Genomic DNA, 26,798 nt, shown 5'->3' with positions numbered 1-26,798 from the left:
GCGGGGGCGATTCAGACGTGGGTCCGGGACAGGACCCAGCGGCGGCTGGGCTCGAGGCAGCGGCCACGGGCCTCGGTGAACAGTCGGAGGCTGGTGGGGCCGGGCCAGGATGGAGGGAGCATGGAGTTGGGGAGGCCGGGGTCCAGGTAGGGGATTGTGCGCCATTCGTCGAGGAGGGGGATGAAGAGGCGGAAGGCTTGTTCGTCATCGAGGTTGCGCGCGTCGTGGAGGGCGCGGTGATTGTCGATGAATGAGCGGTGCCGGTCTGCGAGGGCGGGTAAATCCCACCAGCGTGCTGCGGCCATTGCTGGTGGGTCTGGAGATGTGAAATTTGTTGCGCGGAAGGAGGTTACGTATTCGTCCAAGTTCAGGGCGGTGACGATGGCTGCGGCTTCTTCTGCCAGGTAGTGGGGGCAGATCCATAGGCCGGGGGATACGTTGCCGCAGCCGATGGAGGCTAGGCGGCGGCGTAGTTGGTGGCGGGTGGTTCGGGCTGATTCGGGGATGGTGAAGGAGATCAGTTGCCATGGGTCGTCTTCGGACATTTGGCGGAAGCCGAAGATGCGAGGGTCGCCTCGGGAGTACATGGCTTCGGCGGCTTTGGTGAGTTGGTATCCGCTTCGGCCGCTTCGGGTTTGGGCGTCGAGGACGCCTTTGCTTTTCAGGCGGGCTACGGCTGTGCGGGTGCTTTGCTCGGGTACTCCGAGTCCGGACAGCAGGGTGCTGAAGTCGGCTATCGCGATCCAGCCGCCGAGATCGCGGACGTATGCGCCCAGGACGGTGCGGGCCAGGGAGGTGACGCTGCCGGGCCGGGCGTCGATGTCGTCGAGGATTGCTTCCGCGGTCGCGGGGGGCGCGTCAGTTCGCGTCGAGTTCATCGCGGATGGCGGTCACACCGGCGAGGGCCTCGCGGAAGGTGGTGCTCAACGGGCTCATACCGATACGGATACCATGCGGCAGGCGGAAATCGGGGATTACGCCACGTTGCCACAGTCGTGTGGTGATCTCCCGGAACCGTGGATGATCGATGGTCACATGCCCGCCCCGGCGGGCCGGATTCAGGGGTGAGGAGATGGTCACGCCCCTCGGCGCCAGCCACTGCTGGACGAGGTCGAGCGCGAATCCGGTGAGCGCCAAGGACTTTGCCCGTATCGCGGGCATACCGGCTTCCTCGATGAGGTCGAGGGTGTCCTGGATCGGGATCATCCCGGCGATGCCTGGGCTTGCGCTGATGAGCCGCCGGATACCGGGTGCGGGGACGTAACCCTGAGCCATCTCGAAGGGGTCCTCCCGGCCCATCCACCCCCAGATCGGCTGCTGAAACCGAGGGAGATGTGCGGCATTGACGTAGCCGAAGGCGGGAGCGCCGGGACCGCCATTGAGGTACTTGTAGGTGCACCCCGCCGCGAAATCTACTCCCCACGAATCGAGTTCGATCTCCACCGCACCGACGGAGTGGCAGACGTCGAGCAGAAGTAGCGCGCCCGCATCATGGGTGGCGTCGACGATCGCGGGGGCATCGAGCAGAAAGCCGGAACGGTAGGCGACATGGCTCAGCACCACCAGGGCGGTGCGCTCGGAAACCGCCTCCGTCAGCTCCTGGACGGTGACGCCGCCGGAGAAGTCGGCATCGATCCAGCGCAGCGTCATCCCCGATTCCTCGGCAATGGATTCCATCAGATAGCGGTCGGTGGGGAAGTTGTCCCGGTCGAGCACGATTTCGGTGCGCCCGGGCCGCAGCGCGAGCGCGCCGCGCGCCAGTTTGTACAGCAGCACGCTGGTGGAGTCGCCGATCGCGGTCTGTCCGGCCGCCGCGCCGAGCAGTGACGCGCCGATTCGGTCACCGAGGGTCAGCGGCAAATCGAACCATCCCTCATCCCACCCGCGAATCAGACGTCCGCCCCAGGCCTCGGTGACGAAAGCGGCCATCCGCCCGGCGGTTTCGCGGGTCGGGCGGCCGAGCGAATTGCCGTCCAGGTAGGCGACGATCGCCGGATCATCGCTGCCGACGAAGCGGCCCGGGAAATCGCCCAGCGGATCGTTGGCATCGAGAATGCTTGCACGGGCGGCGAAGTCGTGAGACAAGGCGGTCATCGCGTCAGATATCCGTTTCGGTGCGAACGGCGAACAATTCCGGGAAGAAGGTGAGATCCAGTGCACGCTGAAGAAATCCGGCTCCACTGGAGCCGCCGGTGCCGCGGGTGCTTCCGATGGTGCGCAGCACCGTGCGCAGGTGCCGGAACCGCCACAGCTGGAAGTTCTCCTCGAGGTCGACCAGCTCTTCGAATGCCTCATAGACGGGCCAATTGTCTTGCGGGGCCGCATAAATCGATTTGACCAGCGGAATCAGGTCCGGGTTCAGAACATAGGCGGCAGTGATGTCACGCTCCAGCACCGAGCGCGGCACCGCCAGTCCGGTCCGCGCCAGGTGACGCCAGAACGCGTCATACAGCGTCGGCTCGCGCAAGAGCGTTTCCAACTCCGACCGAGCCGCCGGATCCGCCTCGAAGACGCGCAGAATCTCCGGATTCTTATTACCGAGCAGGAATTCGACGGCCCGGTACTGATGGGATTGGAATCCGGAGGAGTGTCCGAGGAACTTGCGGAACCGGGCGTACTCGGTGGGTGTCAGTGTCGCCAGTACCGACCACTGTTCGGTCAGCGTGCGCTGGATGTGCTTGACCCGGGCGATGGCCTTGAGTGCGACACCCGGCTCATCGGCATCGAAAGCCGCACGCGCCGCACGCAATTCGTGCAGCACCAACTTGAGCCATAACTCGGTGGTCTGGTGCTGAATGATGAACAGCAGCTCATCGTGCTGCGGCGGCCTGCTGACCGGATGCTGCGCACCGAGCAGGTCGGGCAGCGCGAGATAAGCGCTGTATCCGGGACCCGCCCCGAACTCGGTGACGATCTCCGGTTCGAGCGCACGGGTATTGGTTTCGCGGCTCATCGCGGTCCCCATTCGTTCTATGACTTCCCCCAACAGTAGTACACATTCGTGACGGCGGTCAGGAAAGTGTCACATTCGCCGGATTCTCAACCTTCGAAACCCCTTAGCTCGACTCATGTATTCGGGCGTATGTTGGGTTGATGGCAACGCATCTCACCCACTGGGGCGCGTTCGAGGCGCGCAGCGACGGCACTCGCCTGACCGAGGTGCGACCTTGGCGCAACGATCCGGAACCCACTCCGCTCATAACCAATGTCGCCTCGGCCCAGCATCATGCGACTCGCATCGATCAGCCGTACGTGCGTAAGGGCTGGTTGGAACACGGTCCCGGCCCCGGCGCGCGCGGGGATGACGAGTTCGTGCCGGTGTCCTGGGAGCGGGCGCTCGATCTGCTGGCCGGTGAGCTGGGCCGGGTGTATCGGGAGTACGGGCCCGAGGCGGTGTACGGCGGCTCCTACGGATGGGCCAGCGCGGGGCGATTCCATCACGCGCAGAGTCAGGTGCATCGCTTCCTGAACTGTCTCGGCGGGTATGTCTCGCATCGCAACAGCTACAGCCTCGGCGCGTCGACGGTGCTGTTGCCGCATGTGCTCGCCGATATGGGCACGATCATGGCGCGAGCCACCACCAAGTCGGTGCTGGCCGAACATTCCCGGCTGATCGTCGCTTTCGGCGGGTTGTCGCCGAAGAATTCGGCGGTATCGCCCGGTGGGGTATCGCGCCACAATGGCCGCGGCTGGATCGAGACTGCGCAGGCCAATGGCTGCCGATTCGTCACCGTCAGCCCGCTGCGCGACGATATTCCGGGCGAGGCACAGGCGGAGTGGATCGCGGCGCGGCCCGGCAGCGATGCCGCGCTGATGCTCGCGCTGGCCCAGGTCCTGGACGCGGAAGGGTTGGCGGACACCGAGTTTCTCGACAAGTACGCGGTGGGCTACGACCGTTTCGCCGACTATCTGCGCGGCGGTGCGGACGGCATTGTGAAGAATCCGGAATGGGCCGAACCCCTCACCGGTGTTCCCGCACAGCGGATTCGGCTGTTGGCCCGAGAAATGGCAAGCACCCGAACGCTGATCTCGGTCAGCTGGTCGCTGCAGCGCGCGCAGTACGGCGAGCAGCCACTGTGGCTCGGCGTCGTCCTCGCCGCCATGCTCGGCCAGATCGGCCTGCCGGGTGGAGGATTCGGGCACGGCTACGGTTCGGCGGCGAATGTCGGCCTGGCCGTACGGGTTACGTCACCGCCGAAACTGCCGCAGGGCATCAATGGCGTGAGCGAGTACATCCCCGTCGCCCGGATCGCCGACATGCTGCTGAATCCCGGTGCGCCATATGAGTACAACGGCGAGCACCGCTCCTATCCGAATATCCGCCTGGTCTACTGGGCGGGCGGCAATCCCTTCCACCACCACCAGAATCTGGCCCGCCTGCGCGGCGCGTTCGCCCGCCCGGACACCGTGGTGGTGCACGATCCGTTCTGGTCGGCCACCGCCCGGCACGCCGATATCGTGCTGCCGTCGACCATGACCATCGAACGCGACGACTACGGCTCGGGGGAGGGCGACCGATTCTTCTTCCCGATGCAGGCCCTCACCTCCCCGCACGGCCAGGCCCGCGACGACTACTGGATGTTCGGCGAGCTCGCCGAAAGGCTCGGTATCGGAAAGGAATTCACCGAAGGCCGGACCACGCAGGAGTGGCTGCGTCACCTCTACGAGGAGTGGCGCGAACGCCTGACCGGCAAGGGCTACGAACTCCCGGACTTCGACGCGTTCTGGTCGGGCGAACCCCTCGAACTGCCGATCGAGGACGAGGAGCACATCGCCTTCGCGGACTTCCGCGCCGATCCGGCCGCGCATCCGCTGCACACCCCGAGCGGGCGCATCGAGATCTTCTCCGAGACCATCGCGGGCTTCGGCTACGACGACTGCCCGGGCCACCCGGTATGGCTCGAACCCGAGGAATGGCTGGGCAGTCCCGCGGCGGCCCGCTTCCCGATCCAGTTGGTGGCCAATCAGCCCCGCACCAAACTGCACAGTCAGCTGGATGTCGGCGACCACAGCCAGTCCACGAAGATTTCCGGCCGCGAACCGGTCCGGCTGCACCCGGACGATGCCGAGGCCCGCAGCCTGAGTAACGGCGATATCGTCCGCATCCACAATGACCGCGGCAGCTGCCTGGCGGGCTTGCACATCGACGACGGCGTGCGACCCGGCGTAGCGCAATTGTCGACCGGTGCCTGGTATGACCCCGACCCGTCGGACCCGACCTTCTGCCGCCACGGCAATCCGAACGCCGTGACCAATGACCGCGGCACCTCACGCCTGAGTCAGGGCTGCACCGGTCAGCTATCCCTGGTCGAGATCGAGCGCTACACCGGCGAGATCCCGGCACTGACCGTCAGCGGACCGCCTCCGACCACTCGGCCGGATCCGAACGTCGAATGATGGAATACTGGGCGCTTGTTTGACGACCGTCCAGGAGGAATGTGGTGGGGGGCGATTGGCTGCTGGGTGTCGCGTTCGGCATGACAGCGACAGCCGCGACAAGTCTGGATCCGTCCGTGCGGCAGGTGACACCGATCGCGCTGCCGAGCAGCGTGACCGCGATCCCGCCCGACCCGGAAGCCGTGATCTGGGCACTGCGCGCGGCGCTGAACGCAGCGCAGTTCGTCCGGAGCGGGCAGCCGCCGTCGGGATTGGCACTGGCGCATCCGGATCAGTGGTTGCCGGACCAGGTCGGGATGCTCACGCAAGCGGCGGCGGCCGTGGGATACCCCGTGAATCTGGTACGGCTGATACCGATTTCGACCGCCACCGCCCACAATTCGGCGATCTACCCCGACGACGGCCCAGCCTCGGCGGCCGCCCGCGGCGCACTACTCGCCGCGACCGGCCCTGCCTCCCAACAGATTCCGCAGCAATCGGCTCCGCAGTGGAATCCACCGCCGGTCGGCCCGACACCACCCGCACGGCGAGCGGCCTGGATCTGGGCGGCCGTCGTCCTCGCCCTGCTCGTCGTAATCGCCGGTGGGATAACAACAGCCGTCATAGTGGTCAACCGCGGTGACGACACCGTCTTCGCGACGGACACCACCATGGCATCCGCGCCACCGCGCCCGAACACCTCGCCGACCACCACCTCAGCCCCCGTACCAGGTGCCGGGAACCCGTCCCCACCGGAAACCCTGAAACCGGACGTCCCGGCCGAGACCGCACCTCCACCGGAAACCACCACGCCCCCCGCCGAGACGCCGCCGACCACATCGAAACCCAGCGAGCCCGAGCCCACGCAACCCAGCACCTCCGAGAAGCCGCCACCGCCGAAGGACACCCGCGACGCCATGATCCGCGGGTACTGCCAAGGACTCCTCAAACAGGTGGACAGGTATCCGGGTGGTCTCCCGGCAATGCGGGCACAGGTGCCGCCGCCGTTCACCGCGTCTCCCTCCGATTGGGCCGAAGCCTTCGACCGCGCGGCCACTGGATCGTGTGAGTAGGACCGTCCCGCACACGGCACCCGCGAGACATCCGCCCGCGCCTCTGACCAGCCGTCGATCCCTCCTCGGCGGGCAGTGCCGGTACGGGTGCGCGCCGGTGGGAGGGCGCGGATAAAGTGGTAGCGGATGAGTCGTTCTACCGCTGTTGCTACGCCGAAGTCGCTGGACCGCCGTTTCGGGCGGGTGATGTGGCTGGTTCCGGCGATCTCTGTGGCCTTTACCGCACTGTGTCTGATGTTGCCGGTGTGGCCGTTCAAACAGATCACGGGCGGGTTCATCGACCTCCAGGTGTATCGGCTGGGTGTGCAGACGCTGTGGCACGGCGGGGATATGTACGGGGAGCTGCCGCAGACCACGATCGGGATCGGGCTGCCGTTCATCTATCCGCCGTTCTCCGCTCTGCTGCTGTCGCCGTTCGCGTGGCTGCCGTGGGATGCGGCTCGCCTCGGATTCTTCGTGACCTCGGTGGCCGCGCTCGCCATCTCCTTCTATCTGGTAGCGCGGCGGGTATGGCCGGGGGAGAGTCGCAAGCAGCTCGCGCTGTGGGTGACCGCCTGTGCGACGCCGCTGGGCCTGTTGCTGGAACCGACCCACTCGACGCTCGACTTCGGGCAGGTCAACCTGCTGCTCATGGTGCTGGTGGTGGCCGACTGCCTGACGGAGAAGCCGAAGTGGCGGCGCGGCATGCTGCTCGGTATCGCGGCCGCGGTGAAGCTGACACCGGCCGCGTTCGTCCTCTACTTCCTGATCCGGCGTGACTACAAGGCCGCCCTGACGGCCGCGATCACCGGTGCCGCGGCGACCGCGATCACCTTCGCCGTGCTGCCGCACGCGTCGATGACGTACTGGTTCGGCGGCATGGGCAATGTGTCGGGGCTCAGCGGTTCGGCATTCCACACCAATCAGTCGATTCAGGCCGTGCTGGCCCGGTTCGAAGTCCACAAACCACTACTCACCATCCTCTGGCTGATCCTGAGCGCCGCACTGCTGGCGCTGGTCGTGCCCGCCATGCGCCGCGCGGCCGACTTCCCGCCACTGGCTCTCGGGATCAATGCCGTCTTCACCCTGCTGGTCTCCCCGATCTCCTGGTCGCACCACTGGATCTGGATCGCCCCGGCCCTGCTGGCGATGCTCGGCTACGCGACCCGGCTGCCCTGGCGGGACGCCGTGGGCTGGTACGTGGTCACCGCGATCACCGCCGCGGTCTTCGTGATCGGCCCGCAGAATTGGCTCCCGGACGGCGAACATCGCGAATCCCATTGGACGCCTTGGCAGCACTTCATCGGCAATACCTACGTCTGGTTCAGCGTGCTGCTGGTGGCGCTGTTCCTGTTCAGTCGCAGAAACCGACCGGCCTCGACCGGCGATTGACCTCATCGGGTCACATCTGATCTGTTCGAGCGCAACACCTCTGGTAAGTGCGCTCCTCCCCGAATTCGGCAACTGACGACAGTGTTCGTGGCCTCGAGGTACCTTTAACGTACGCGTACGGAAAAGGGATCGGAGAGCGATGAATGCCATCGAGCTAGCCGAGGTGCGGGGGAGGGCCGCGGCACCATCGACACCGTCATCGGAACCGCAATCGGATGCTGACGTGGCGGCCGGACTCAGTGTCCGGGGATTACTGCGGCCGTTCTGGTGGGGGTTCGCGGGGGTCGTGATATTGCAGGTCATCGGGGCGGTGGCGGGGCTTGCACCGCTCTTGGCCGTGGTCGAGTTGGGGCGGACTCTGTTGTCGCCCAAGCCGATTGATCACGGGCATGTGTGGGCCGTGGTGATCGTGGGGGCGGCCGGGCTGTTCGTGCGGCTGGTGTTCACGGCGGGGTCTTCGGGGCTCGGGCATCTGCTGGATGGGCGGGTGCAGTTGTCGTTTCGGCGGCAGTTGGCGGCTCGGCTGGGGAGTGCGCCGATCGGGTGGTTCTCGCGGCGGCGCACGGGGGAGTTGGCAAAAGTGGTGGGGCAGGACGTGAGTGCGGTGCATCCGCTGATCGCGCATACGCCGGGCGAGCTGGTTTCCGCGTTCGCGGTGCCATTGGCATCGCTGGTGTACCTGTTCACCGTGGACTGGCGGCTCTCGCTGATCACCATGATTCCGGTGGTGCTGGCGCTCGCGCTGGTTCCGCTCATGATGACGCCGAAGCGGCAGCGTGAGCAGGTGGATCTGGATGCGGCCATGGAGCGGATCTCCAGTTCGGCCGTGGAGTTCGTGCAGGGCATCGCGGTGGTCAAGGCGTTCGGCGGCGGGGAGCGCGCGCATCGCAAATTCCGCACGGCCGCAGATGATTTCACCGACAACTTTCTTCGGTGGGTGGGAGGCCTGTCCGCGCCCGCCGCCGGAATGCAGCTGATGTTGTCGCCGCCGTTCGTGCTGCTGGTCGTGCTGATCGGTGGGACGTCGCTGATCACGAGCGGGTCCATGGCCCCGGCCGACCTGCTGCCCTTCCTGCTGCTGGGGCTTGGCATCACCGCTCCGGTTGCTGCGCTCGGGCACGGCTTCGACGACGTCCAGGCGGCCCGGCGCGCGGTCGGCCGGATTCGGGATGTGCTTGCGGTGCAGCCGCTTCCGGAACCCGCGCGGCCGCAGCAGCCGCGGGGACACCGGGTGGAACTGCGTGATGTGCGATTCGGTTATGAGGCCGGACACGAGGTGCTGCGCGGGATCGACCTGGTGCTCGAGCCGGGGACAGTGACCGCTCTTGTGGGGCCCTCGGGCAGCGGAAAGTCCACGCTGGTACAGCTTTTGCCGCGATTCTTCGATCCGGATCACGGTGCGGTCCTGCTCGGTGGCGTCGATCTGCGCGAGCTCGGCAGCCGGGAGCTCTACCGCAATGTCTCGTTCGTCTTCCAGGATGTGCGGCTATTACGCGCATCGGTCGCGGACAATATCGCGCTGGCAGTGCCTCGGGCCGAGCTCGAAGAGGTCGTCCGGGTCGCCCGGCTGGCGAATATTCACGATCGAATCCTGGAGTTGCCGCGCGGCTACGAGTCGGTAGTCGGCGTGGACGTCGAACTGTCCGGTGGTGAGGCGCAACGACTCTCGATCGCCCGCGCACTGCTCTCCGACGCGCCCGTGCTGGTGCTCGACGAGGCGACCGCCTTCGCCGATCCGCGGACCGAACAGGCGGTGCGCCGCGCTCTGGCGACACTGACGGCCGATCGGACGATCCTGCTCATAGCGCACCGCATGGAGACCATTGCCGATGCCGACACCGTCGTCATGCTGGAGCACGGCGAGATCGTCGAGCGCGGCAGGCCCGCGGAGCTCTTGGCACACGACGGAAAGTTCGCCGAATTCTGGCGAACCCACCGAACCGCGACCACCGACGGGGTCGAAATCCCCAGTGGCACACGAGGAGACGAACTCCGATGATCCGAATGCTGCTACAGGTGCTTGGCCACGAATACGCCCGGCCCATCCGCCGCACCGTGACCCTCATGACCATTACCGCGATCGCGGAAGGCCTCTCCTACGCACTGCTCGTGCCCGTCCTGCGGGCATTGTTCGGAAGCACCCCCGACGACGCCTGGCCCGCACTGATCGGATTCGGCGCGGCATTCGCGGTCTACGCGGTGCTCCGCTACCGCAGCGATCTCGCCGGATTCCGTGATGCCGGTGCGGGGTTGCGCGGCCTGTACCACCGCTTCGGCGACCACCTGGCCCGGCTACCCCTGGGCTGGTACACCTCCGGGCGCGTCGGCGAGGTGTCGGTGCTGGGCAGCCAAGGCATTCTGCAAGCCATGAGCATTTCGGCGCATCTGATGGCACCGCTCATCTTCGCCAGCGTGACGCCGTTGACGATCGTCGTCGTAATGCTCGCCTACAACTGGCAATTGGGCTTGGCCGCCCTGGTAGCCGTGCCGATTGTGGCGGCAATCCAGATCTGGACCGGCCGCGCCATGGCCGCCACCGACGCCGAGCACGGCGCACGCAGCGACGAGGCCTCCGCGCGAGTCATCGAATATCTTCAGGTGCAGCCGGTATTGCGGGTCGGCGGCCGCACCGCCGAACGCTTCCGGCTGCTCGATGATGCCCTCTCCGGACTTCAGCGGGCGGCCCGCCGCTCCACACTGTCGGCCCTGCCCGGCGTGCTGGGTCTGACGCTCACCGTGCAAGCCGTGTTCACGGCGCTGCTGGCTCTCGGCACATATCTGGCGTTGGGCGGAAGCATCGGTGCGGCAGAGGTTTTGGCCATTCTGGTGCTCGCCGCCCGCTGCGCCGACCCCTTGCTGTCGCTGTCGGATATCGGCGGCAAGCTGCGCGGCGCACGATCCGAGCTGGCCCGGCTCGACACCATTCTGAACACCCCGCCGCTGCCGGAACCCGCCGAGCCGATCCGGCCGGAACGCCGGGACCTGCGATTCGAGTCCGTCACCTTCCGGCAGAACGGCCGCACGGTGATCGACGACCTGTCGCTGTCCGTGCCGCAGGGCCGTAGGCTCGCCATTGTCGGCCCCTCGGGTGCGGGCAAAAGCACTCTGCTGCAATTGATCGCGCGGTTCTACGACGTGGACGCGGGCGCGGTCCGGGTGGGTGGCGTGGATGTGCGCGCGATCAGTACCGAGGTGCTGATGGAGCAGATCGCCATCGTCTTCCAGAACGTCTATCTCTTCGACGGCACCATCGAGGAGAATGTGCGACTCGGCCGCCCCGACGCCGCCCCGGCCGAGGTGCGCGCCGCGGCCACCGCGGCCGGGCTCGACGAGGTGATCGAGCGCCTGCCCGGCGGCTGGTCAGCCGCTGTCGGCGAGGGCGGCGCACTACTGTCCGGCGGTGAGCGCCAACGTGTTTCGATCGCCCGGGCGCTGTTGAAGGACGCGCCCATAGTGCTGCTGGACGAGGTTACCTCCGCGCTCGACCCGGTCAACGAGGTCGCCGTCCACGCGGGCGTCGAACGCCTGATGTCCGGCCGCACAGTGGTTTTGGTGGCGCATCGACTGCGCACCGTGCAGAGTGCCGACCACATCGTGTTCCTCGACGGCGGTCGCGTGGTCGAGGAGGGTACGCATGATGAGCTGCTGCGCCGCAATGGCCGGTACGCCGATTTCTGGAACATCTCGCTGACACCCGTTGCGAGTGAATGACTATCGGGCAGTCCCGGCGAGGGTCGCGCGCACGATGTCGATCCACCACTCGATGGTGAGATCGTGTGCGCCCGAGGCCAATCCGGCGCTCCGGCGGAAGTCATCGCCGAACAATGGCTCCAGTGAAATGGCCTGATGCAGTGCGGCCACCGTGATCTGGATCGTCTCCCGTGTCGGGGGCGTCCGGCCGGTGGCCGCGCAGGCCGTTTCGGCCTGCGCGTGCAGGCGATCCACGACCTCGTCGAGCAGCCCGCCGCCGGTGTCGCGCCAGCCCGATCGATGCAATGCGAGCGCCAGGTCGGCATAGCCGTCGGCATAGAGCGCGGACAGCGCGCGCACCAGCTGGGCCGGGTCGACCGGTCCATCGGACCAGGTGCTCAGCACGGCGCGCAGTTCGGATTTGAGCTTGCGTCCGCCGAAGCGCAGGAGCTCGGCGAGCAGCTGTTCCCGGGTGCCGAAGTGGTGGTTGACCGCGGCGTCGGACACCCCGACCTCGGCGGCCACGGCCCGCACCTGCACGGCCGTGGGACCGCCCGCGGTGAGGAGCTTTTCGGCCGCTTCCAGGATCAAGCGCTTGGCATCGTCGGGTTTGCGTCGTACGCGGGGAGCCACGGGCCAGATCTTACCTTGACCGCCCAAGGTAGGAGTTTTACCTTGGAGGTCCAAGGTAAGGAGTTTCGTGATGAACCGACAGACCACGATCCCTTCGATGACCGACCGGGCGGCCGCACTGGGTGTCCGGATCCACGACCCCGCCCCGCCGCGCGAATTCGACTACTTCCACGCGGGCTGCCGATTGCACGGATTCGACTGGGGTGGAACGGGACCCGCCGTCCTGCTGCTACATGGTGGCCGATTGACCGCCCGCACTTGGGATTTCGTCTGCCTCGGCCTGCGTGGCGACGCTCGCCTGATCGCCCTGGACCTGCGCGGCCATGGCGACAGTGACTGGTCCGAGGACTATCGCATCGCCACCATGGCCGAGGACGTCCTCGCCGCCGCCGATCACCTCGGCTTCGATCGAGTCCGCCTGGTCGGCATGTCGCTCGGCGGCACGGTCGCGGCCCACCTCCGCGGCGCGCATCCCGATCGCGTCGAGCGGCTGGCGCTGATCGATGTCGCGCCCGGCGTCGACTTCGAGAGCACCGAGCGCATGCGGACCTTCCTGCTCGCCCTCGGCCCGGTCGCCGAACTCGATTCGGTCGTAGATGATGCCTTGCGGGTCAATCCGCTGGCCGATCGCGCCGCCGTCACTTATCGAATGAGCACCATGTTTCGCCATACGCCCGAAGGGGATTGGGTGCCCAAGGCCGATCCGAGACCGCCCGATTTCCCCGCCATCATGGCCGCCGTCGAGAGCTTCCCCGTGCAGCTCGCGGGCCTGCCGGTCCTGCTCGTGCGAGGTGAACGCAGCCGGGCGCTTCCGCAATCCGCCGCAGAGCGTCTGATCGGCAGCCTCCCCGGGAGTGCGCTCGTGGTGGTGCCGGACGCGGGACACAATGTCCAGGAAGACAATCCGGCAGTGCTGATCCCCGTATTGCGGGGGTTCCTGACCTAAGGGCGGGCCGGTAGCAAGCCGTCGACCACCGCCGACAGCCCCTCCCGATAACTGTCGAGGGTATTGAACTCCGACCAGCGATCGGCGACCGAGGCGAGGTAGGGGTGGGTGTCCGCGCTCAATTCGGCGATGACCCCGTACTGATAGGCGGGCTCGCCGGATCGGGCCCGGCGGCGCGCGCTGTTCACCCGGATCATCAGATTGCCGACGATATAGAACCAGATCGTGCGGTAAACGAATACGGCGCGCTCGGGGGTGCAGCCGTATTCGATTGCCGCACCGAGCATCTCATCGACGACCCACAGCGCCGACGGCCCGATAAGGTCGTCGCCGGTCAGCACCTCGACAATCCACGACCGCTCGGACAGCAGCTCGTAGAGCAGTACGGCAGTCTCCAGCAGCCGCTCCCGCGGATCCTGCGGCAGCTCGGGCCGCGGCATCTGCCGCGCATGCGCCTCCATGACGAGCAGCAACAGCTGATCCTTGTCCCGCACATGGTGATACAGCGCCATGGGCGCACTGCCCAGCTCGGTGGCCAGCCGCCGCATGGACAGCTTGTCGGCCCCCTCGGCCTCCAGAACGCGATCGGCCGCGGCAATGATCGCCTCCACCGTCAATCGCGGTGGCCGCCCGACGCTTCTCGCTTCGCGCGCCACGGATTACCGCAGGTCTCGAACAGTGTGGTGGCGGGTCATGCCTGCGATGTTATCCGCCGAGCCGGAAGCCACATCTACGCGGACGGACGTGCATCTCCGAGGGCACCCTGAACTTCCGGGGTCCGGCCTCACCGGAGGAGTAGGCATCGGTCACCGGCAGGGCATTGGCGCTGCCCGACCGATGGGCGAGTGTCTGTCTGGGACAGATTGTTCCAATTCGCGGACAGATACGGCCGGGCGGGGCAGGCTTGATCCATGGCGACACCGCTCATCCCCACGCCCGTTCCGCGCCCCGCGGATGCCCGCTTCGAGATCGGGCAGGAGCAATACCCCGCGGTCCATACGGACACCACGGTCACCATTCCGATGTCCGACGGCGTGATCCTGTGCGCCGATGTCGGGCGGCCCGCGTATCGCCGGGAAGAACCCGCGGACGGCGCATTTCCGGTGGTCGTGACCTTCACGCCCTACAACCGGATGGGCAATCGCTCGGGTGCGCGGTTCGCTCGGGTGGCCAAGCGCTTGGGGCGCGCGGTGCGCGGGTCGGATAGGCGGCGGTTCACCGGTCGAGACCTGGTGCACACCATGGCCGGTGGCGCGATGGACGTGTTCGCCACCAACCGGACCCTGGTTTCGCGCGGCTATGTGAATGTCGTGGTGGATGTGCGTGGCACCGGATCCTCCACCGGCAGTTGGGATTTCTTCAGTCCGCGCGAGCACCGCGATTACCTCGAGGTGCTCGAGTGGATTCGCGAACAGCCCTGGTGTGATGGACATCTGGCGATCACCGGTATCTCCTACGGCGCGATCGCCGGACTCATCGCGGCGGGCCAGCGGCCCGAGGGCCTGGACGCCGTTTTCGCGATCGTCGCCGGTGAGGACCCGGTGCGCGAACTCGGACTGACCGGCGGCGTGCCCACACCCGGTATGGCGGTGTGGCTGGCGGCGGTGAATATCGCCAAGTTCCTGCCGTCGCCGCGCGGCATGATCCGCAATCGGGTGCTCGGGCCGTATGTGCGCGACCGCCTGCGGGATCCGGCCAGCGGGCTGGGCCTGGCTACCCGGATCGCCACGACCGATGGTCATCCGGACGGCTTCCTCAATGATCAATGGCAGTCCCGGCTGCCCCGATTCGAGGACATCACCGCGGCCACCTGGATTCATGGGGCCTGGCATGACGTCTACAACCGTTCCAACTTCCGCATGTTCGATCGCCTCGGCCTGAGCGGGGGAGCGAAGCAGGTGCTTGTCGACGACGGCTATCACATCAGCTTCGGCAGCGGCTTCGGCGAAACAGGCAACCCGCCCGCCCTGGACGAGCTGCAATGCGCGTGGTTCGACAAGTGGCTCAGGGGAATCGACAACGGGATCGAGGGCTACGGGCCGGTGACCGTTCGCAGGCAGGGCGGGGGCGGATGGATCTCGCGCCCGAGTTTCCCGGACGCCGCCGCCACTGTGCGAAGGCTCTACCTGGCCGCCGAGCCCAGCGGTTCGGCAGCGCACGCGGCCACCGATGCCTCATTGGGGGACCTACCGCCGCAGGGTCCGTCATTCCTGCCACTGCCGACCGTCTCAGCCGGTGCCGCCTCCAATAACACCGCGCTCATGACCATGGGCGCACTCACCCTGCTCGGCCGCCGCTACGGTTCCGACGACCGCCGCGCCGAGGCCGCCGCCATCACCTTCACCACCGACCCGCTCCTCGCCGATCTCATCCTGTCCGGCCCGCTGAACCTGCACCTGCGCGTGGAAGCCGGTGGCACGGACGCCTTCTGGTCGGTGACCGTCACCGATGTCGAACCCGACGGCGCGTCCGCGCCCCTGACCCGCGGCGCACTCCTGTCCTCGCTGCGCGCTATCGACGAGAAACACAGCACCTATGTGGACGACGAACTCGTCTTCCCGCTGCACACCCTCCTGGCCGAATCGGTGCTCCCCGTCGTCCCCGGCGAACCCTTCGACATCGATATCGAGATCAACCCCACCGAAGCGGTCCTGCGCGCGGGCCACCGCTTGCGGGTCGCGATCGCGCCCAGGAGTTCCCCGCGCCATCTGCTGACCCCGTCCTTGAAGCGAAAGATCAACGGCCAGACCATAATCCTCGACCCCGACCACCCCAGCTACCTCACCTACCTGGCGGTCGATCCCGCTTCCTAGCCTGGCGTGGGTCACCTCGCACCCGAGTCTCTTTCGCTCAGTCACCGCGCGCGTTTCGAACCGAACGGCATACGCGGGCGGTTTGCGGAGACGACTGTTCGGCGGGAATTCCGCTGCCCGAGAGGGCGACTCGGCTCCGTCAAGACAACTGGTCGAACCAATCGCCTCCGGAGTTCGTGCTGTAGTGCGTGCCGCCGCGTGCGGACCTACTCAGCTAGGCCGGTCATGAACGACTGCATCCAGACCTTCCTGGACATCGAAGTCTGTCGGTTCCCCGTCGCGTACGACCCTGAGGCGAAAGCCTTCTGGGTGTGCGGACATTCGCTGCCCAGCCCCACCCGAAGCGATTCGAACTATTGCGGTGAGGTCTGTCTCGACCCCGATGCGCGGCTGCGTCGGCACGACCGGATCGCGGCGCTTCGGCGCGAACGGGAACTAGTCACCAGTTCGAAATTGGAGATCGGAAATGACTAGAGCGGCCTCGAAAACGACCACTGCGCAACAGCACCCCGACACCACCCGCCGGGATCTCGCGGGCAAGCTTGTCGTCGAAGGCATCGGCACCTTCTTCCTGGTGTTCACCATCGGCACGGCGGTGCACAGCGGGAGTGCGCTCGCACCGCTGGCGATCGGCGCGGCGCTGATGGTGATGATCTATGCGGGCGGCCACATCTCGGGCGGGCATTACAACCCCGCCGTGACGCTGGCGGCCCTGGTCCGCGGCCGGATCGGATTGATCGCGGCCGCCGCCTACTGGATCGTTCAAGTGGTCGCGGGACTCGTGGCGGCCCTGATCGTGCGCCTCGTCCTCGGCGGTCCCGCGGCGAGCAGTTCCCTGGATCCGTCCGGTCGCCCGCTGACCAATGCGCTGATCGCGGAATTCCTGTTCACCTTCGCCCTGGCGTATGTGGTCATGAATGTGGCCACCAGCGCGGATCATCCGAACAACTCGTTCTACGGCCTGGCCATCGGCTTCACCGTGGCGGCGGGAGCGGTTGCGGTCGGCGGCATTTCCGGCGGCGTATTCAATCCGGCCGTGCTGTTCGGCGGCCTGGTGATGGGCCTGTTCGGGGCGTCGACGCTGGTGTACCTGATCGTGCAGCTGCTGGCCGGCGCGCTGGCGGGCCTGGCCTTCCGCATGCTGAACCCCAACGACGCGTAGACCGGGATCCGCATCTGTCAGGATCAGTCGTGTGAAACCCGCGGACTTGGTCTTCCTCGGCGGCACGGTCCTGACCATGGATGCTGCCCGCAGTCGTGCCACAGCCCTGGCTGTGACCGGCGATCGCATTACCGCTGTCGGCCATCAGGAGGTGCGGGAGTACATCGGGCCGGGGACCGAGCTGGTCGACCTGAGCGGGAAGGCCTTGCTGCCCGGATTCCAGGACGCGCATGTGCACGCGGCGGCCGCCGGGGTCGAATTGGGTGCCTGTGACCTCACGGGCACCACCGACCTGAACGAATACCTGCGGCGGGTCGCCGCCTATGCGACCGCGCATCCGGAGCGGGAATGGATTACCGGCAGCGGATGGTCGCTGGAGAGTTTCCCGGGTGGCATGCCGACACGTGCGCAGCTGGACTCGGTCGTCGCGGACCGGCCCGTCTATCTGACCAATCGTGATCATCACGGTGGCTGGGCCAATAGCCGAGCCCTCGAAATCGCCGGTCTCACCGCCGATACGCCGGAGCCGCCCGACGGCCGCATCGAACGCGAATCCGACGGCACCCCAACGGGAATGCTGCAGGAGGGAGCGACCGACCTCGTCGAGCGATTCGTTCCGCCGATCACTCCCGCGGAACGGCTGGCCGGACTATTGCGCGCGCAGGCGGTACTGCACGCTCTGGGCATCACGGGCTGGCAGGAGGCCATTGTCGGCCCCTACGGCGATGCCTTCGACTGCGCCGCAGCCTATCTCGACGCCGCCGAACGCGGCCTGCTCACGGGACGGGTGACCGGAGCCCAATGGTGGGAACGCGAGCAAGGCGTCGAACAGATCCCGGCAATGATCCAGCGCCGCAAGGATTTCGCGGTCGGCCGCTTCCGCCTCGACACCGTCAAGATCATGCTCGACGGCATAGCCGAAAACCAGACCGCCGCAATGACCGCCCCCTACAAGGACAGCAAAGGCTGCTGCACCACCAACACCGGCCTCAGCTTCATCGACCCGGCGGCCCTGCGCTCCCACGTAACCGACCTGGACGCCAATGACTTCCAGGTCCACTTCCACGCCCTGGGCGACCGCGCGGTCCGAGAAGCCCTGGACGCCATAGAATCCGCTCTCCACACCAACGGCCCCCGAGGCAACCGCCACCTCCTGGCCCACCTCCAGGTGATCCACGCCGACGACATCCCCCGCTTTCACCACCTCGGCGCGATCGCCAACCTCCAACCCCTCTGGGCCGCACACGAACCCCAACTGGACGACTTGACTCTCCCCTTCCTCGGCGGCGACCTCCCCACCCGCCAATACCTCTTCGGCGACCTGGCCCGAGCGGGCGCAACCCTCGCCTGCGGCAGCGACTGGCCGGTCAGCGACCCCAACCCCCTCGCCGGAATCCACACCGCCGTCAACCGAGCAACCCCCGGCTCCACCCTCCCACCCCTCCTCCCCGCCCAGCGCCTGGACCTCATGACCACCCTCGCCGCCTACACCGCAGGCTCAGCCCACGCGAACCGCCGCGACGACACCGGCACCCTCCGCACGGGCCTGCTGGCCGACCTGGTCATCCTCGACCGCGACCCATTCACCGTGGCCCCCAATGAGATCGCCGACATCACCGTCGCGGAGACCTACGTCGGCGGAGCCCGCGTATACGGCCGAGAGTGATGTCGTAGCGGCACGCCTCGCGGGCCGCCTGTGTCACTGCTAGCCAGTCTTGCCGCGACATTCCGGCGGTGAGCATGCACTGGTGGAGGGCTTTTCCGGCGTGTCGCCTGCACCAGTGCATGCTCGAGGGCTTCAAGATGATGGTTCAAACCGTCTTCCTGGCACCGGATTTGGCCCCGGCCGCATCGTGCGTTGATCTCTCCGGGAGCCACGCCTGACATGGCCATTCCCCGGAACCGCGCGGTCGGCGGCCCCGGGGATGGCACTGGTGCCACTATGGCTGCGGTACGGCGGAAACTGTGGAGCGCGGACCGACCGTAGCGGGGATGGTTTTGCTTGCGGTGGCTCGATGGCGGGCGATGGCCAGGGTCATGGTGCCCAGCGACGCCACAATGATTCCCGCGCCGAAGATTTGGATGGTGTGCGCGGCCCCGAGATGGCGGGCCGTGTATCCGGCGGCGATGGCGGGCAGGGAGATCGCGGCGTAGGCGACGATATAGAAGGCCGCCATCACCTGTGCGCGCCGATCCGCCGGGGCCGCAGCGCCGATGGTGCGCACTGCGCCGAACATGCCACTGCCCATACCGAATCCGATGACGACGGCGGAGAAGAGGAAGGCCAGGGCGTCTCCGGAACGGGTCACCGACAAGGCCAGGCCGACAATGCCGGTCGACAGTATTGCCATGCCCCAGGCGATTTGGTCGGTCGGCGCCACCCGCTGCGTGTACACCGAGGCCACCGCGCCCGCGCCGCCCATGGCCAGAATCGAACCGCCCGCCGGGAGATAGCTCGTGGTGTGCAGCAAGGCCGGGGCGATCGCGCCGACCAGGCCCAGGAACAGTCCGACGATCGACCAGGCGCAGGTGATGCCCAAGCCCGCCAAGGTGAACGCCCCGAGGATCCGACGCGGCACGCCGGGGGCGCTGAACCGGAATCGAGTGCGCGACACCATGGTTTCCGGCATCAGTAGGCTGCCGCCCAACAAGAGCGCGACCAGCACCGCGAGCAGGATGAACGGCGTCACCAGCGGATCGGCCACGTATTGCACCAGCAGCGCCCCGGCCATGCCGCCGAGCCCGACGCCGAGCCCGCTCGCGACGACGTTGTAGAGCCCGGCCTTGGCCGGATTCTCACCGCGATACAGCTCCAAGAGCGCCGCACCGGCCGCGCTGATGGCGATCCCGGTCGAGAGTCCTTGCACGGCACGGGCGATGAACAGCCAGGTCACATTGGTGGCGTTGATGAAAATCAGCATCGACAGGAGCAGCCCGGTCAGCCCGGCCGCGATGACCGGGCGGCGGCCCACGGCGTCGGAGACGCGGCCGAACAACAGCAGCGTGGCCAGCACGCCGAAGCAGTAGATGGCGTAGATGAGTGTCACGGTCGAGGTGTCGAGATGCCAGTTCGCCGCATACAGCTTGTACAGCGGCGAGGGCATGGCGGACGCGGCCAGGCACAGCCCGATCACCGCGGCGGCCAGCGTGAATGCCAGCCGGTCTGGCAACCGCGGCACGCGCGAAATATCAATCGAAGTCATGACATTCAGCGTGGTCCGGTGACTGGTTCCTGACGAGTGGCAGAAAGGCCTAACTTGATGAAAATTCTGCCAGTACTCTGGAGTGCATGGGTACGGGAGTAATCGCGGTCGCCATCACGGACCGCATGGCATTGTTCGAAATGTCCATTGCCGCACAGGTGTTCGGTCTCGAGCGGCTCGATCTGATGGACCCGTGGTATGAGCTGCGCATGTGTGCCGCCGATCCCGGCGTCACCCGGGTCGAGCACGGCTTCGTCGTCGATACGCCCTACGGCCTCGACGCGCTAGAGGACGCGGACACCGTCATCGTGCCTGGTCTGGACCCCAAGGAGGTGACTGCGGGCACCGTCGATCCGCGCCTGATCCCCGCCGTCCTCGCCGCGCACGCCCGCGGAGCCCGCATGGTCTCGCTCTGCACCGGCGCATTCGCCTTGGCGGAGGCCGGGCTGCTGGACGGCCGCCGCGCCACCACCCATTGGCGCTACGCCGATCTCATGCGCTCCCGCTACCCGAAGATCGAAGTCGATCCGGCGGTCCTCTACGTGGACGACGGGGACGTGCTGACCAGCGCGGGCGTCAGCGCCGGAATCGACTTGTGCCTGCACCTGATTCGCACCGACCTCGGCGCGGACATCGCCAACCAGGTGGCCCGCCGCATGGTGGTCCAAGCCCACCGCGCGGGCGGCCAGGCCCAATACATCGAAGCCCCCATGCCCCGCTCCACCGGCGACGGCCTGGGCCCCCTCCTGCAATGGGCCACCGAGAACCTCGACCAGCAGCTCACAGTCACCCAATTGGCCCGCACCGCAGGCCTCTCCACCCGCACCCTGGCCCGCCGCTTCACCGAGGCCACCGGCACCACCCCCCTGCGCTGGCTACACGCCGAACGCCTGACCCGAGCCCGCCAACTACTCGAATCCACCGACCTCCCGGTCGAACGCATCAGCCAACTCTGCGGCATGGGCACCGCCGGAAACCTCCGCCACCACTTCACCCGAGAAGTAGGCGTCACCCCCATGACCTACCGCAGATCCTTCCAACCGTGACCACCAGCCTCGAGTGTTCATTAGTGCAGGCGACACGCCGGAAAAGCCCTGCACCAATGAACACTCGTTGCTCGGCAAGCGGCTATTTGAGGCGCTTCCACTCCGCGACGGGGGTGTCGGGGGAGTAGGTGAAGCTGCCGGGTTGGTTGAGGCGGGCTTTTGCGCCCTTGTAGGAGAGGCAGAATCCGTAGTTTTCGCCGGGGGCTACGTGGTGACCGGCGGGGCTGGTTTTATTGGCTGGGGTTTGGCCGGGGGTGATTTCGGAGCCCTTGGCGAAGTAGAACTGGGTGGGGTCGACCGTGAATCCGGAGGGGCCGCCGATGATTTGCCAGCAGGTGGTGCTGGCGGCTTGGGCTTCCGATGTCACGGTGGCGGCTATGCGGGAACCCTTCGGGGTGGTGTACCAGTCGGCGAGGGCCCAGTCGCTGTCTTTGACGTCGTGATTCTCTTTGAATGTGGGGAGGCCGAGCGTCGCTTTCGGGACCGTGATGCCCTGGAGGTCGGCCAGGCGGGCCTCCGAGATGTCGAGCAGGCATTTCGCGAAGGTGATTCGGTCGATGGTGCCGCCAGTCTTGAAGACATTGCAGGTGTTGGGGCGGGCGGCCAGCCAGGCGCTGTCCTCGGCGAGGATGTCGGCTCGGCCGGATTCCGGTTCCTTGGTGAAGCGCGCGAGTTGGAGGGCGTCTATGGCCGCATCGGTGTTCTCGATATGGTCCTGGTAGCAGGACGCTATGTCGCTGGTGGAGTTCTTCTGGGAGCAATCCTCCAGCGCGGAATGGGCTTTCGCGGGCTTGCCGTCCGTGGACCAGGGCTCCACGGTGTAGACGAACGGGGTCCCGGCGGCGGTGGTTGTCACCGGTGCCGCCGGTTTGGTCGCCGCCGGTGGTGCCGCCGCCGGGCTCGCCTGTGGCGACGAGGTGAGGCTTCGCACCGCGACGACCCCGCCGACGGTGAGTGCCGCACCGATCACCGCCGCCGCCACCGCGATGATCACGTATCGCCGGGTCTGCGAGCGTTTCGGGATCCGGCCGTGCGCGCGGTCCATGCGCGCCAGGTCCTCATCCGAAAAGCGTTCGAATACCTCGGTGTCCTGGTTCCATACGTCATCGGAACGCTGTTCCCCCCACGCCATCGCAGTTCCTCTCCATGATCGATTCGCTCTGACATCGATTGGTGAGGTTTGTCTGTTTCATTGGCTCGAGCGGGCGTGGACATCGGCGTCGACAACACGCTCGCCGGTGGTGGGGTGGAACAGATGCACGATGCCGCCATCACGGACACGCAGGGTGATGGACTGGCCCGGTTTGGCCGGAGCTCGGTGCGGGGAACGAGCCACGAACAGGCCGGAGCCATTGGTGGAGAGCGTGGCCGGGCGGCCGTAGACGTAGGACTCGCTACCCAACTCCTCGATCAGCTCGACCGTGACCGGGAAACCCGGTGCGCCGCCGTCGATGTCGAGTTGTTCGGGTCGGATGCCCACGGTGACGGAAGTCAGGTGGGCCGCCGCCAGCTGATCCAGGGTTTCGCGGGGAAGCCCGAGCGTGCTGCCCGCGAGAACCACGCCATCGGACCGGATCTCCGCCTCGAAGAGGTTCATGGCGGGGGAGCCGATGAATCCCGCGACGAAGGCATTCGCGGGGCGGTCATAGAGCTCGGTCGGCGGGCTGAACTGCTGAAGCTTGCCGTCGCGCAGCACGGCCACCCGGTCGCCCATCGTCATGGCCTCGACCTGATCGTGCGTGACGTAGACCGTGGTGGTGCCCAATCGTCGTTGCAGCGCGGCGATTTGGCCGCGCGTCGCGACACGCAGTTTGGCATCGAGGTTGGACAGTGGCTCGTCCATACAGAACAGCCGGGGCTCGCGCACAATGGCCCGGCCCATGGCGACGCGCTGGCGTTGTCCGCCGGACAGTTTGGCGGGCTTGCGATCCAAATACTCGGTCAGATCCAGCAATTGGGCCGCGGCGGCGACGCGGCGCTTGCGCTCCTCCAGCCCCACGCCGCGCATCTTGAGCGCGAATCCCATGTTCTCGGCCACGGTCTTGTTCGGATAGAGCGCGTAATTCTGGAAGACCATGGCGATATCACGATCCTTGGCCGCCACGCCGACCATGTCCTCATTGTCGATGGTGATGGACCCGGCATCGATCTCCTCCAGCCCGGCGAGCATGCGCAGCGCGGTGGACTTGCCGGAGCCGGACGGCCCGACCAGGACCACGAACTCGCCGTCGGCGATATCGAGATCGAGGGAATCGACGGCCAGGCTGGTCGCGCCCGGATAGACGCAGGAGGCGGATCGGTAACTCACGGTGGACATTTCGTACATCCTTAATTGGATACAGGCTTACTTGATCGCGCCGAAGGACAGCCCGCGCACCAGCTTGTTCTGGGCGAGCCACCCGGCAAGAATGACCGGCAGCGCGGTGAGCACCGCCGCCGCCGAGAGTCGCGCCCAGTACAGGCCCTCGCCGGTGATGAATCCGACCAGATACACCGGAATCGTCTGGGCCTGCACCGCGGTGAGGTTCACCGCGAAGAAGAATTCATTCCACGAGAAGATCACGCAGATCAGCGCGGTGGCGGCGATTCCGGGTGAGATGAGCGGCAGGATGACCTCCCGCATGGCCGTCCACAGGCTCGCGCCGTCCATGCTCGCGGCCTCCAGTATTTCGCCGGGCACCTCGAGGAAGAACGAGCGCATCATCCAGACGGCGATGGGCAGATTCATGGCGGAGTAGAGGATGACCAGCGCCCAGATATTGTCCAGCAGGCCGATATCGCCGACGATCACATACAGCGGCACGATGGCCGCCACGACCGGCAGCATCTTGGTGCTGATGAAGAAGAACAGCGCGTCCTTCGTCTTGCGGACCGGGCGCAGTGACAGCGCGAACGCGGCCGGAATGCCCAGGGCAAGAACGAGAATCGTGGATATCACGGTCGCGAAGGCGGAATTGGCCAGGCTGGTGCCGATACCGCCGTCCAGCACCGCGCGGAACTGATCCAGGGTGGGTGCGAAGAACAGCTTCGGCGGATCGGTGTAGGCGTCGCCCTCCTGTTTGAAGGCGGTCAGCGCCATCCACAGCACCGGGAAGAAGAAGCCGATGCCGATCACCCAGGCCAGCACGCCCCAGCCGATATTGCCCCAATTACGTTGCCTGCGAATACTTGTGGCGGCGGTCATCAGGCTGCCTCCTCTTTTCCGGTGAAACTGGTGAAGATCAGGCGCAGCGCCAGGGTCGCCACCACGATGGTGGCCACGACCGTCACCACGCCCATGGCCGCGGCCTGCCCGATATCGAAGCCGAGGAACGCGCGCTGATAGATGTAGAAGGGCAGATTGGAACTGGCGATACCGGGCCCGCCGGAGGTCATCATGTAGACCGCGTCGAAGGTATTGACCAGGTAGATCGCCCCCAGCACGGTGCCGAGTTCGAGGAACCGGCGCAGATGCGGCAGGGTGATCTCCCGGAACAGCGCGAAGGTGCCCGCGCCGTCGACCCGCGCCGCCTCCATGACGTCCCGAGGTAGCGATTGCAAGCCCGCCAGGATGAGCAGCATCATGAACGGCGTCCACTGCCAGACCAGATCGGCCATGACGGCGGGCAGCGGATACCGGCTCACCCAATCGATGTGATGCACGCCGAACGGCTTCAGCACGAAATTGACCAGGCCGAACACCGGGTCCAGCAGCGTCGTCTTCCAAATCAATGCCGCGGCAACGGGAGTCACCAGAAATGGCGTGATGAGCAGCGTGCGCACCACGCCGCGGCCGAAGAACGCCCGATCCAGCAGCAGCGCGAACAGCAGCCCCAGGATCGCCGAGATCAGCACGGTGCCGACGATCAGCACAATGGTGTGCCAGGCCACCTGACGGAACTGACTGTCGCGCACCACATCCGCGTAGTTCTGCAATCCGACGAAATGCTGGGAGCCGGGCCGCACCAGGTTCCACGACTGGGTCGAGTAGAACAGCGTGAAGACGAACGGTATCTGGGTGACGACGACCATGAAGATCAGCGCGGGCAGCAGCGGCCCGCGACGCCGCCAGCCTTCGACCCGGGAGATCCTGTCCCGCTTCGAGACGAGCGGCGGCACCGCTGCCGAAGTACCCGCCTGGGCCGCTGAATCCTTTGTGGCGGTGAATGTTCCGGACACGGCTAGTTGTCCTTCCGATAGGTCTTGCCGACCACCTCGGCGTACTGCTGAGACTGGGCGAGAGCATCGTGCACGCTGGTCCGCCCCGCCACCGCGGCGCTGATCTGCTGGCTGACTCTGGTGCCCAGGTCCTGGAATTCGGGAATGGTGAGGAACTGAACCCCGGTGTAGGGCACCGGTTTCACGGTGGGATGTTCGGGATCGGCACTCGCCATGGCTTGCAGGGTGACCGCGCCGTAGGCCGCCGATTCCTTCTTGTACCCGGGAATGTCGTAGGTGGACAACCGGCTTCCCGGTGGCACGTGCGTCCAGCCGAGCTGCTCGCCGACCATCCGGATGTACTCCTTGGAGGTCATCCAGGAAATGAATTTCCATGCGGCGTCGGGCTTGTCGCTGGTCTTGGGAATGCCGAGCGACCAGGTGTAGAGCCATCCGGACTGTGGCGTGGACTGGATCGGCGCGAGCGCGTACCCGACATTGCCCGCCACCTTGCTGGACTTGGGATCCTCGGTGACGCCGACCGCAGCGGTGGCGTCGTACCACATGGCGGCGTGACCCTGCGAGAACTGCGTAGCGCATTCGCCGAAACCGGCTGTGGCAGCGCCCGGTTCGCCGTACTTGCGGATCAGGTCGATGTAGAACTCGGTGGCGCGGGTGGTCTCCGGACTGGTGAGCTGCGCGTTCCAGTTCTCGTCGTACCAGCGTCCGCCGAAGGTATTGATCACGGTGGTCAGCGGCGCGAGCGATTCGCCCCAGCCGGGCTTGCCGCGCAGGCAGATGCCCGCAGTGTCAGGCGTATTCAGCTTCGTGGCCCAACCCGCGACCTGATCCCAGGTGGGCTGCGCGGGCATGGTGATCCCGGCCTGATCGAACAGGTCCTTGCGATACATCAGGAAGGAGGATTCGCCATAGAACGGCACCGAGTACATATCGCCCTGATACGACAGCGACTTCTGCAGCGACGGAATGATATCCGCCTTGTCGTAGCCGGGGTTCTGCTTCATGTACGGGTCGAGGTCGACCAGCCAGCCATTGGCCGCCCACTGCGGCGTTTCGTAATTGCTGATCATCACGGCATCGAATTCACCGGCCCCGGTCGCCACCGAGGCGGTGATTTTGGCTCTGGCCTCGTTCTCCGAGAGCGAGGTGAATTTCAGTTTGATGCCCGGGTTCTCGGCTTCGAACTTGGGGGCCAAGCCGATCGCATCCTGCATCTGCGAGTTCGACACGATCGCGATGGTGACCGTATCCGCGCCGCCGCCGGTGAACGAACCCGCTCCCGCGCAACCGGTTGCTACCAGTGCGACGGTCGCGAACAGCATTGCGA

General features: G+C 66.5%; 21 protein-coding genes. 10 read left to right on the top strand and 11 right to left on the bottom strand.

What is annotated here, in order from left to right:
* Window positions 1–11 precede the first annotated feature (11 nt).
* The 3 genes from AB0N05_RS15800 to AB0N05_RS15790 are packed head-to-tail and all read right to left on the bottom strand — an operon-like array spanning window position 12 to window position 2,953.
* Window positions 12–878 carry a PaaX family transcriptional regulator C-terminal domain-containing protein gene (locus AB0N05_RS15800; RefSeq protein WP_364693510.1) on the bottom strand — a complete coding sequence of 289 codons (867 nt, stop codon included), beginning with the start codon at window positions 876–878 and terminating at the stop codon, window positions 12–14.
* Complete coding sequence (locus AB0N05_RS15795; protein ID WP_364693507.1) at window positions 859–2,094, bottom strand: aminotransferase class V-fold PLP-dependent enzyme; 1,236 nt, start codon at window positions 2,092–2,094, stop codon at window positions 859–861. Before AB0N05_RS15795 ends, AB0N05_RS15800 begins: the two co-directional genes overlap by 20 nt.
* Window positions 2,095–2,098: 4 nt before the next feature.
* On the bottom strand, window positions 2,099–2,953 hold the full coding sequence (locus AB0N05_RS15790) for a tryptophan 2,3-dioxygenase family protein (protein ID WP_364693504.1): 855 nt from the start codon (window positions 2,951–2,953) through the stop codon (window positions 2,099–2,101).
* 140 nt (window positions 2,954–3,093) lie between these two features.
* Between AB0N05_RS15790 and AB0N05_RS15785 the strand changes: the two genes are divergently transcribed.
* The 5 genes from AB0N05_RS15785 (at window position 3,094) to AB0N05_RS15765 (ending at window position 11,531) form a co-directional block, all read left to right on the top strand.
* A complete protein-coding gene (locus tag AB0N05_RS15785; RefSeq protein WP_364693501.1) occupies window positions 3,094–5,397 on the top strand; it encodes a molybdopterin guanine dinucleotide-containing S/N-oxide reductase in 2,304 nt (767 codons plus the stop codon).
* A gap of 80 nt (window positions 5,398–5,477) precedes the next feature.
* Window positions 5,478–6,449 carry a hypothetical protein gene (locus AB0N05_RS15780; RefSeq protein ID WP_364693498.1) on the top strand — a complete coding sequence of 324 codons (972 nt, stop codon included), beginning with the start codon at window positions 5,478–5,480 and terminating at the stop codon, window positions 6,447–6,449.
* Window positions 6,450–6,575: 126 nt separating this feature from the next.
* The gene (locus AB0N05_RS15775; RefSeq protein ID WP_364693495.1) at window positions 6,576–7,820 is read left to right on the top strand and encodes a glycosyltransferase 87 family protein; all 1,245 of its coding nucleotides are present in this window, start codon (window positions 6,576–6,578) and stop codon (window positions 7,818–7,820) included.
* Window positions 7,821–8,043: 223 nt separating this feature from the next.
* Entirely contained in the window at window positions 8,044–9,819 is a 1,776-nt protein-coding gene (locus AB0N05_RS15770) for an ABC transporter ATP-binding protein (protein ID WP_364693492.1), read from the top strand.
* The gene (locus AB0N05_RS15765) at window positions 9,816–11,531 is read left to right on the top strand and encodes an ABC transporter ATP-binding protein (protein ID WP_364693489.1); all 1,716 of its coding nucleotides are present in this window, start codon (window positions 9,816–9,818) and stop codon (window positions 11,529–11,531) included. The genes AB0N05_RS15770 and AB0N05_RS15765 overlap by 4 nt, the downstream gene beginning before the upstream one ends.
* On the opposite strand, the gene AB0N05_RS15760 is transcribed toward AB0N05_RS15765, so the two are convergent.
* Entirely contained in the window at window positions 11,532–12,143 is a 612-nt protein-coding gene (locus AB0N05_RS15760; protein ID WP_364693486.1) for a helix-turn-helix domain-containing protein, read from the bottom strand.
* Window positions 12,144–12,213: 70 nt separating this feature from the next.
* On the opposite strand from AB0N05_RS15760, the gene AB0N05_RS15755 reads away from it, so the two are divergent.
* Window positions 12,214–13,089, top strand: coding sequence for an alpha/beta hydrolase (locus AB0N05_RS15755; RefSeq protein ID WP_364693483.1), 876 nt, complete (start codon window positions 12,214–12,216; stop codon window positions 13,087–13,089).
* Here the strand turns inward: AB0N05_RS15755 and AB0N05_RS15750 are convergent.
* A complete protein-coding gene (locus tag AB0N05_RS15750) occupies window positions 13,086–13,745 on the bottom strand; it encodes a helix-turn-helix domain-containing protein (protein WP_364693480.1) in 660 nt (219 codons plus the stop codon). The two genes, AB0N05_RS15755 and AB0N05_RS15750, sit on opposite strands and share 4 nt — an antisense overlap.
* Window positions 13,746–14,000: 255 nt before the next feature.
* Here AB0N05_RS15750 and AB0N05_RS15745 point away from each other — a divergent pair, with 255 nt between their 5' ends.
* The 3 genes from AB0N05_RS15745 to AB0N05_RS15735 all read left to right on the top strand — a co-directional run bounded on the left by AB0N05_RS15745 (window position 14,001) and on the right by AB0N05_RS15735 (window position 18,730).
* Window positions 14,001–15,902 carry a CocE/NonD family hydrolase gene (locus AB0N05_RS15745; protein ID WP_364693477.1) on the top strand — a complete coding sequence of 634 codons (1,902 nt, stop codon included), beginning with the start codon at window positions 14,001–14,003 and terminating at the stop codon, window positions 15,900–15,902.
* A gap of 466 nt (window positions 15,903–16,368) precedes the next feature.
* Window positions 16,369–17,064 (top strand): aquaporin, encoded by a 696-nt coding sequence (locus AB0N05_RS15740; RefSeq protein WP_364693474.1) that lies wholly within the window; start codon window positions 16,369–16,371, stop codon window positions 17,062–17,064.
* 31 nt (window positions 17,065–17,095) lie between these two features.
* The gene (locus AB0N05_RS15735) at window positions 17,096–18,730 is read left to right on the top strand and encodes an amidohydrolase (RefSeq protein ID WP_364693471.1); all 1,635 of its coding nucleotides are present in this window, start codon (window positions 17,096–17,098) and stop codon (window positions 18,728–18,730) included.
* A gap of 274 nt (window positions 18,731–19,004) precedes the next feature.
* On the opposite strand, the gene AB0N05_RS15730 is transcribed toward AB0N05_RS15735, so the two are convergent.
* Window positions 19,005–20,267: an MFS transporter gene (locus AB0N05_RS15730; RefSeq protein ID WP_364693468.1), complete on the bottom strand. Its 1,263-nt coding sequence runs from the start codon at window positions 20,265–20,267 to the stop codon at window positions 19,005–19,007.
* An 86-nt stretch (window positions 20,268–20,353) separates the two neighbouring features.
* On the opposite strand from AB0N05_RS15730, the gene AB0N05_RS15725 reads away from it, so the two are divergent.
* Window positions 20,354–21,313 (top strand): helix-turn-helix domain-containing protein, encoded by a 960-nt coding sequence (locus AB0N05_RS15725; protein ID WP_364693466.1) that lies wholly within the window; start codon window positions 20,354–20,356, stop codon window positions 21,311–21,313.
* Between the two features lie 82 nt (window positions 21,314–21,395).
* Here the strand turns inward: AB0N05_RS15725 and AB0N05_RS15720 are convergent, their stop codons facing one another.
* The 5 genes from AB0N05_RS15720 to AB0N05_RS15700 all read right to left on the bottom strand — a co-directional run bounded on the left by AB0N05_RS15720 (window position 21,396) and on the right by AB0N05_RS15700 (window position 26,793).
* Complete coding sequence (locus tag AB0N05_RS15720) at window positions 21,396–22,445, bottom strand: lysozyme inhibitor LprI family protein (protein ID WP_364693463.1); 1,050 nt, start codon at window positions 22,443–22,445, stop codon at window positions 21,396–21,398.
* A 57-nt stretch (window positions 22,446–22,502) separates the two neighbouring features.
* Window positions 22,503–23,630: an ATP-binding cassette domain-containing protein gene (locus tag AB0N05_RS15715; RefSeq protein ID WP_364693460.1), complete on the bottom strand. Its 1,128-nt coding sequence runs from the start codon at window positions 23,628–23,630 to the stop codon at window positions 22,503–22,505.
* A gap of 27 nt (window positions 23,631–23,657) precedes the next feature.
* Window positions 23,658–24,497, bottom strand: coding sequence for a carbohydrate ABC transporter permease (locus AB0N05_RS15710; RefSeq protein WP_364693457.1), 840 nt, complete (start codon window positions 24,495–24,497; stop codon window positions 23,658–23,660).
* Window positions 24,497–25,411: a sugar ABC transporter permease gene (locus AB0N05_RS15705; protein ID WP_364694610.1), complete on the bottom strand. Its 915-nt coding sequence runs from the start codon at window positions 25,409–25,411 to the stop codon at window positions 24,497–24,499. Before AB0N05_RS15705 ends, AB0N05_RS15710 begins: the two co-directional genes overlap by 1 nt.
* 62 nt (window positions 25,412–25,473) lie before the next feature.
* Window positions 25,474–26,793 carry a sugar ABC transporter substrate-binding protein gene (locus tag AB0N05_RS15700; RefSeq protein ID WP_364693455.1) on the bottom strand — a complete coding sequence of 440 codons (1,320 nt, stop codon included), beginning with the start codon at window positions 26,791–26,793 and terminating at the stop codon, window positions 25,474–25,476.
* Between the last annotated feature and the right edge of the window lie 5 nt (window positions 26,794–26,798).

It is taken from the genome of Nocardia sp. NPDC051030 (assembly GCF_040683015.1).
Lineage (GTDB): Bacteria > Actinomycetota > Actinomycetes > Mycobacteriales > Mycobacteriaceae > Nocardia.
Note: the sequence above shows the minus strand (reverse complement) of the source record. Positions and strands in the feature narration are given on the sequence as shown.

Bases quoted from the DNA above. Each gene is read 5' to 3' on its own strand.
- AB0N05_RS15800 (WP_364693510.1), bottom strand. From the start codon at position 878: ATGAACTCGACGCGAACTGACGCGCCCCCCGCGACCGCGGAAGCAATC.
- AB0N05_RS15795 (WP_364693507.1), bottom strand. From the start codon at position 2,094: ATGACCGCCTTGTCTCACGACTTCGCCGCCCGTGCAAGCATTCTCGAT.
- AB0N05_RS15790 (WP_364693504.1), bottom strand. From the start codon at position 2,953: ATGAGCCGCGAAACCAATACCCGTGCGCTCGAACCGGAGATCGTCACC.
- AB0N05_RS15785 (WP_364693501.1), top strand. From the start codon at position 3,094: ATGGCAACGCATCTCACCCACTGGGGCGCGTTCGAGGCGCGCAGCGAC.
- AB0N05_RS15780 (WP_364693498.1), top strand. From the start codon at position 5,478: ATGACAGCGACAGCCGCGACAAGTCTGGATCCGTCCGTGCGGCAGGTG.
- AB0N05_RS15775 (WP_364693495.1), top strand. From the start codon at position 6,576: ATGAGTCGTTCTACCGCTGTTGCTACGCCGAAGTCGCTGGACCGCCGT.
- AB0N05_RS15765 (WP_364693489.1), top strand. From the start codon at position 9,816: ATGATCCGAATGCTGCTACAGGTGCTTGGCCACGAATACGCCCGGCCC.
- AB0N05_RS15755 (WP_364693483.1), top strand. From the start codon at position 12,214: ATGAACCGACAGACCACGATCCCTTCGATGACCGACCGGGCGGCCGCA.
- AB0N05_RS15745 (WP_364693477.1), top strand. From the start codon at position 14,001: ATGGCGACACCGCTCATCCCCACGCCCGTTCCGCGCCCCGCGGATGCC.
- AB0N05_RS15740 (WP_364693474.1), top strand. From the start codon at position 16,369: ATGACTAGAGCGGCCTCGAAAACGACCACTGCGCAACAGCACCCCGAC.
- AB0N05_RS15730 (WP_364693468.1), bottom strand. From the start codon at position 20,267: ATGACTTCGATTGATATTTCGCGCGTGCCGCGGTTGCCAGACCGGCTG.
- AB0N05_RS15725 (WP_364693466.1), top strand. From the start codon at position 20,354: ATGGGTACGGGAGTAATCGCGGTCGCCATCACGGACCGCATGGCATTG.
- AB0N05_RS15720 (WP_364693463.1), bottom strand. From the start codon at position 22,445: ATGGCGTGGGGGGAACAGCGTTCCGATGACGTATGGAACCAGGACACC.
- AB0N05_RS15715 (WP_364693460.1), bottom strand. From the start codon at position 23,630: ATGTCCACCGTGAGTTACCGATCCGCCTCCTGCGTCTATCCGGGCGCG.
- AB0N05_RS15710 (WP_364693457.1), bottom strand. From the start codon at position 24,497: ATGACCGCCGCCACAAGTATTCGCAGGCAACGTAATTGGGGCAATATC.
- AB0N05_RS15700 (WP_364693455.1), bottom strand. From the start codon at position 26,793: ATGCTGTTCGCGACCGTCGCACTGGTAGCAACCGGTTGCGCGGGAGCG.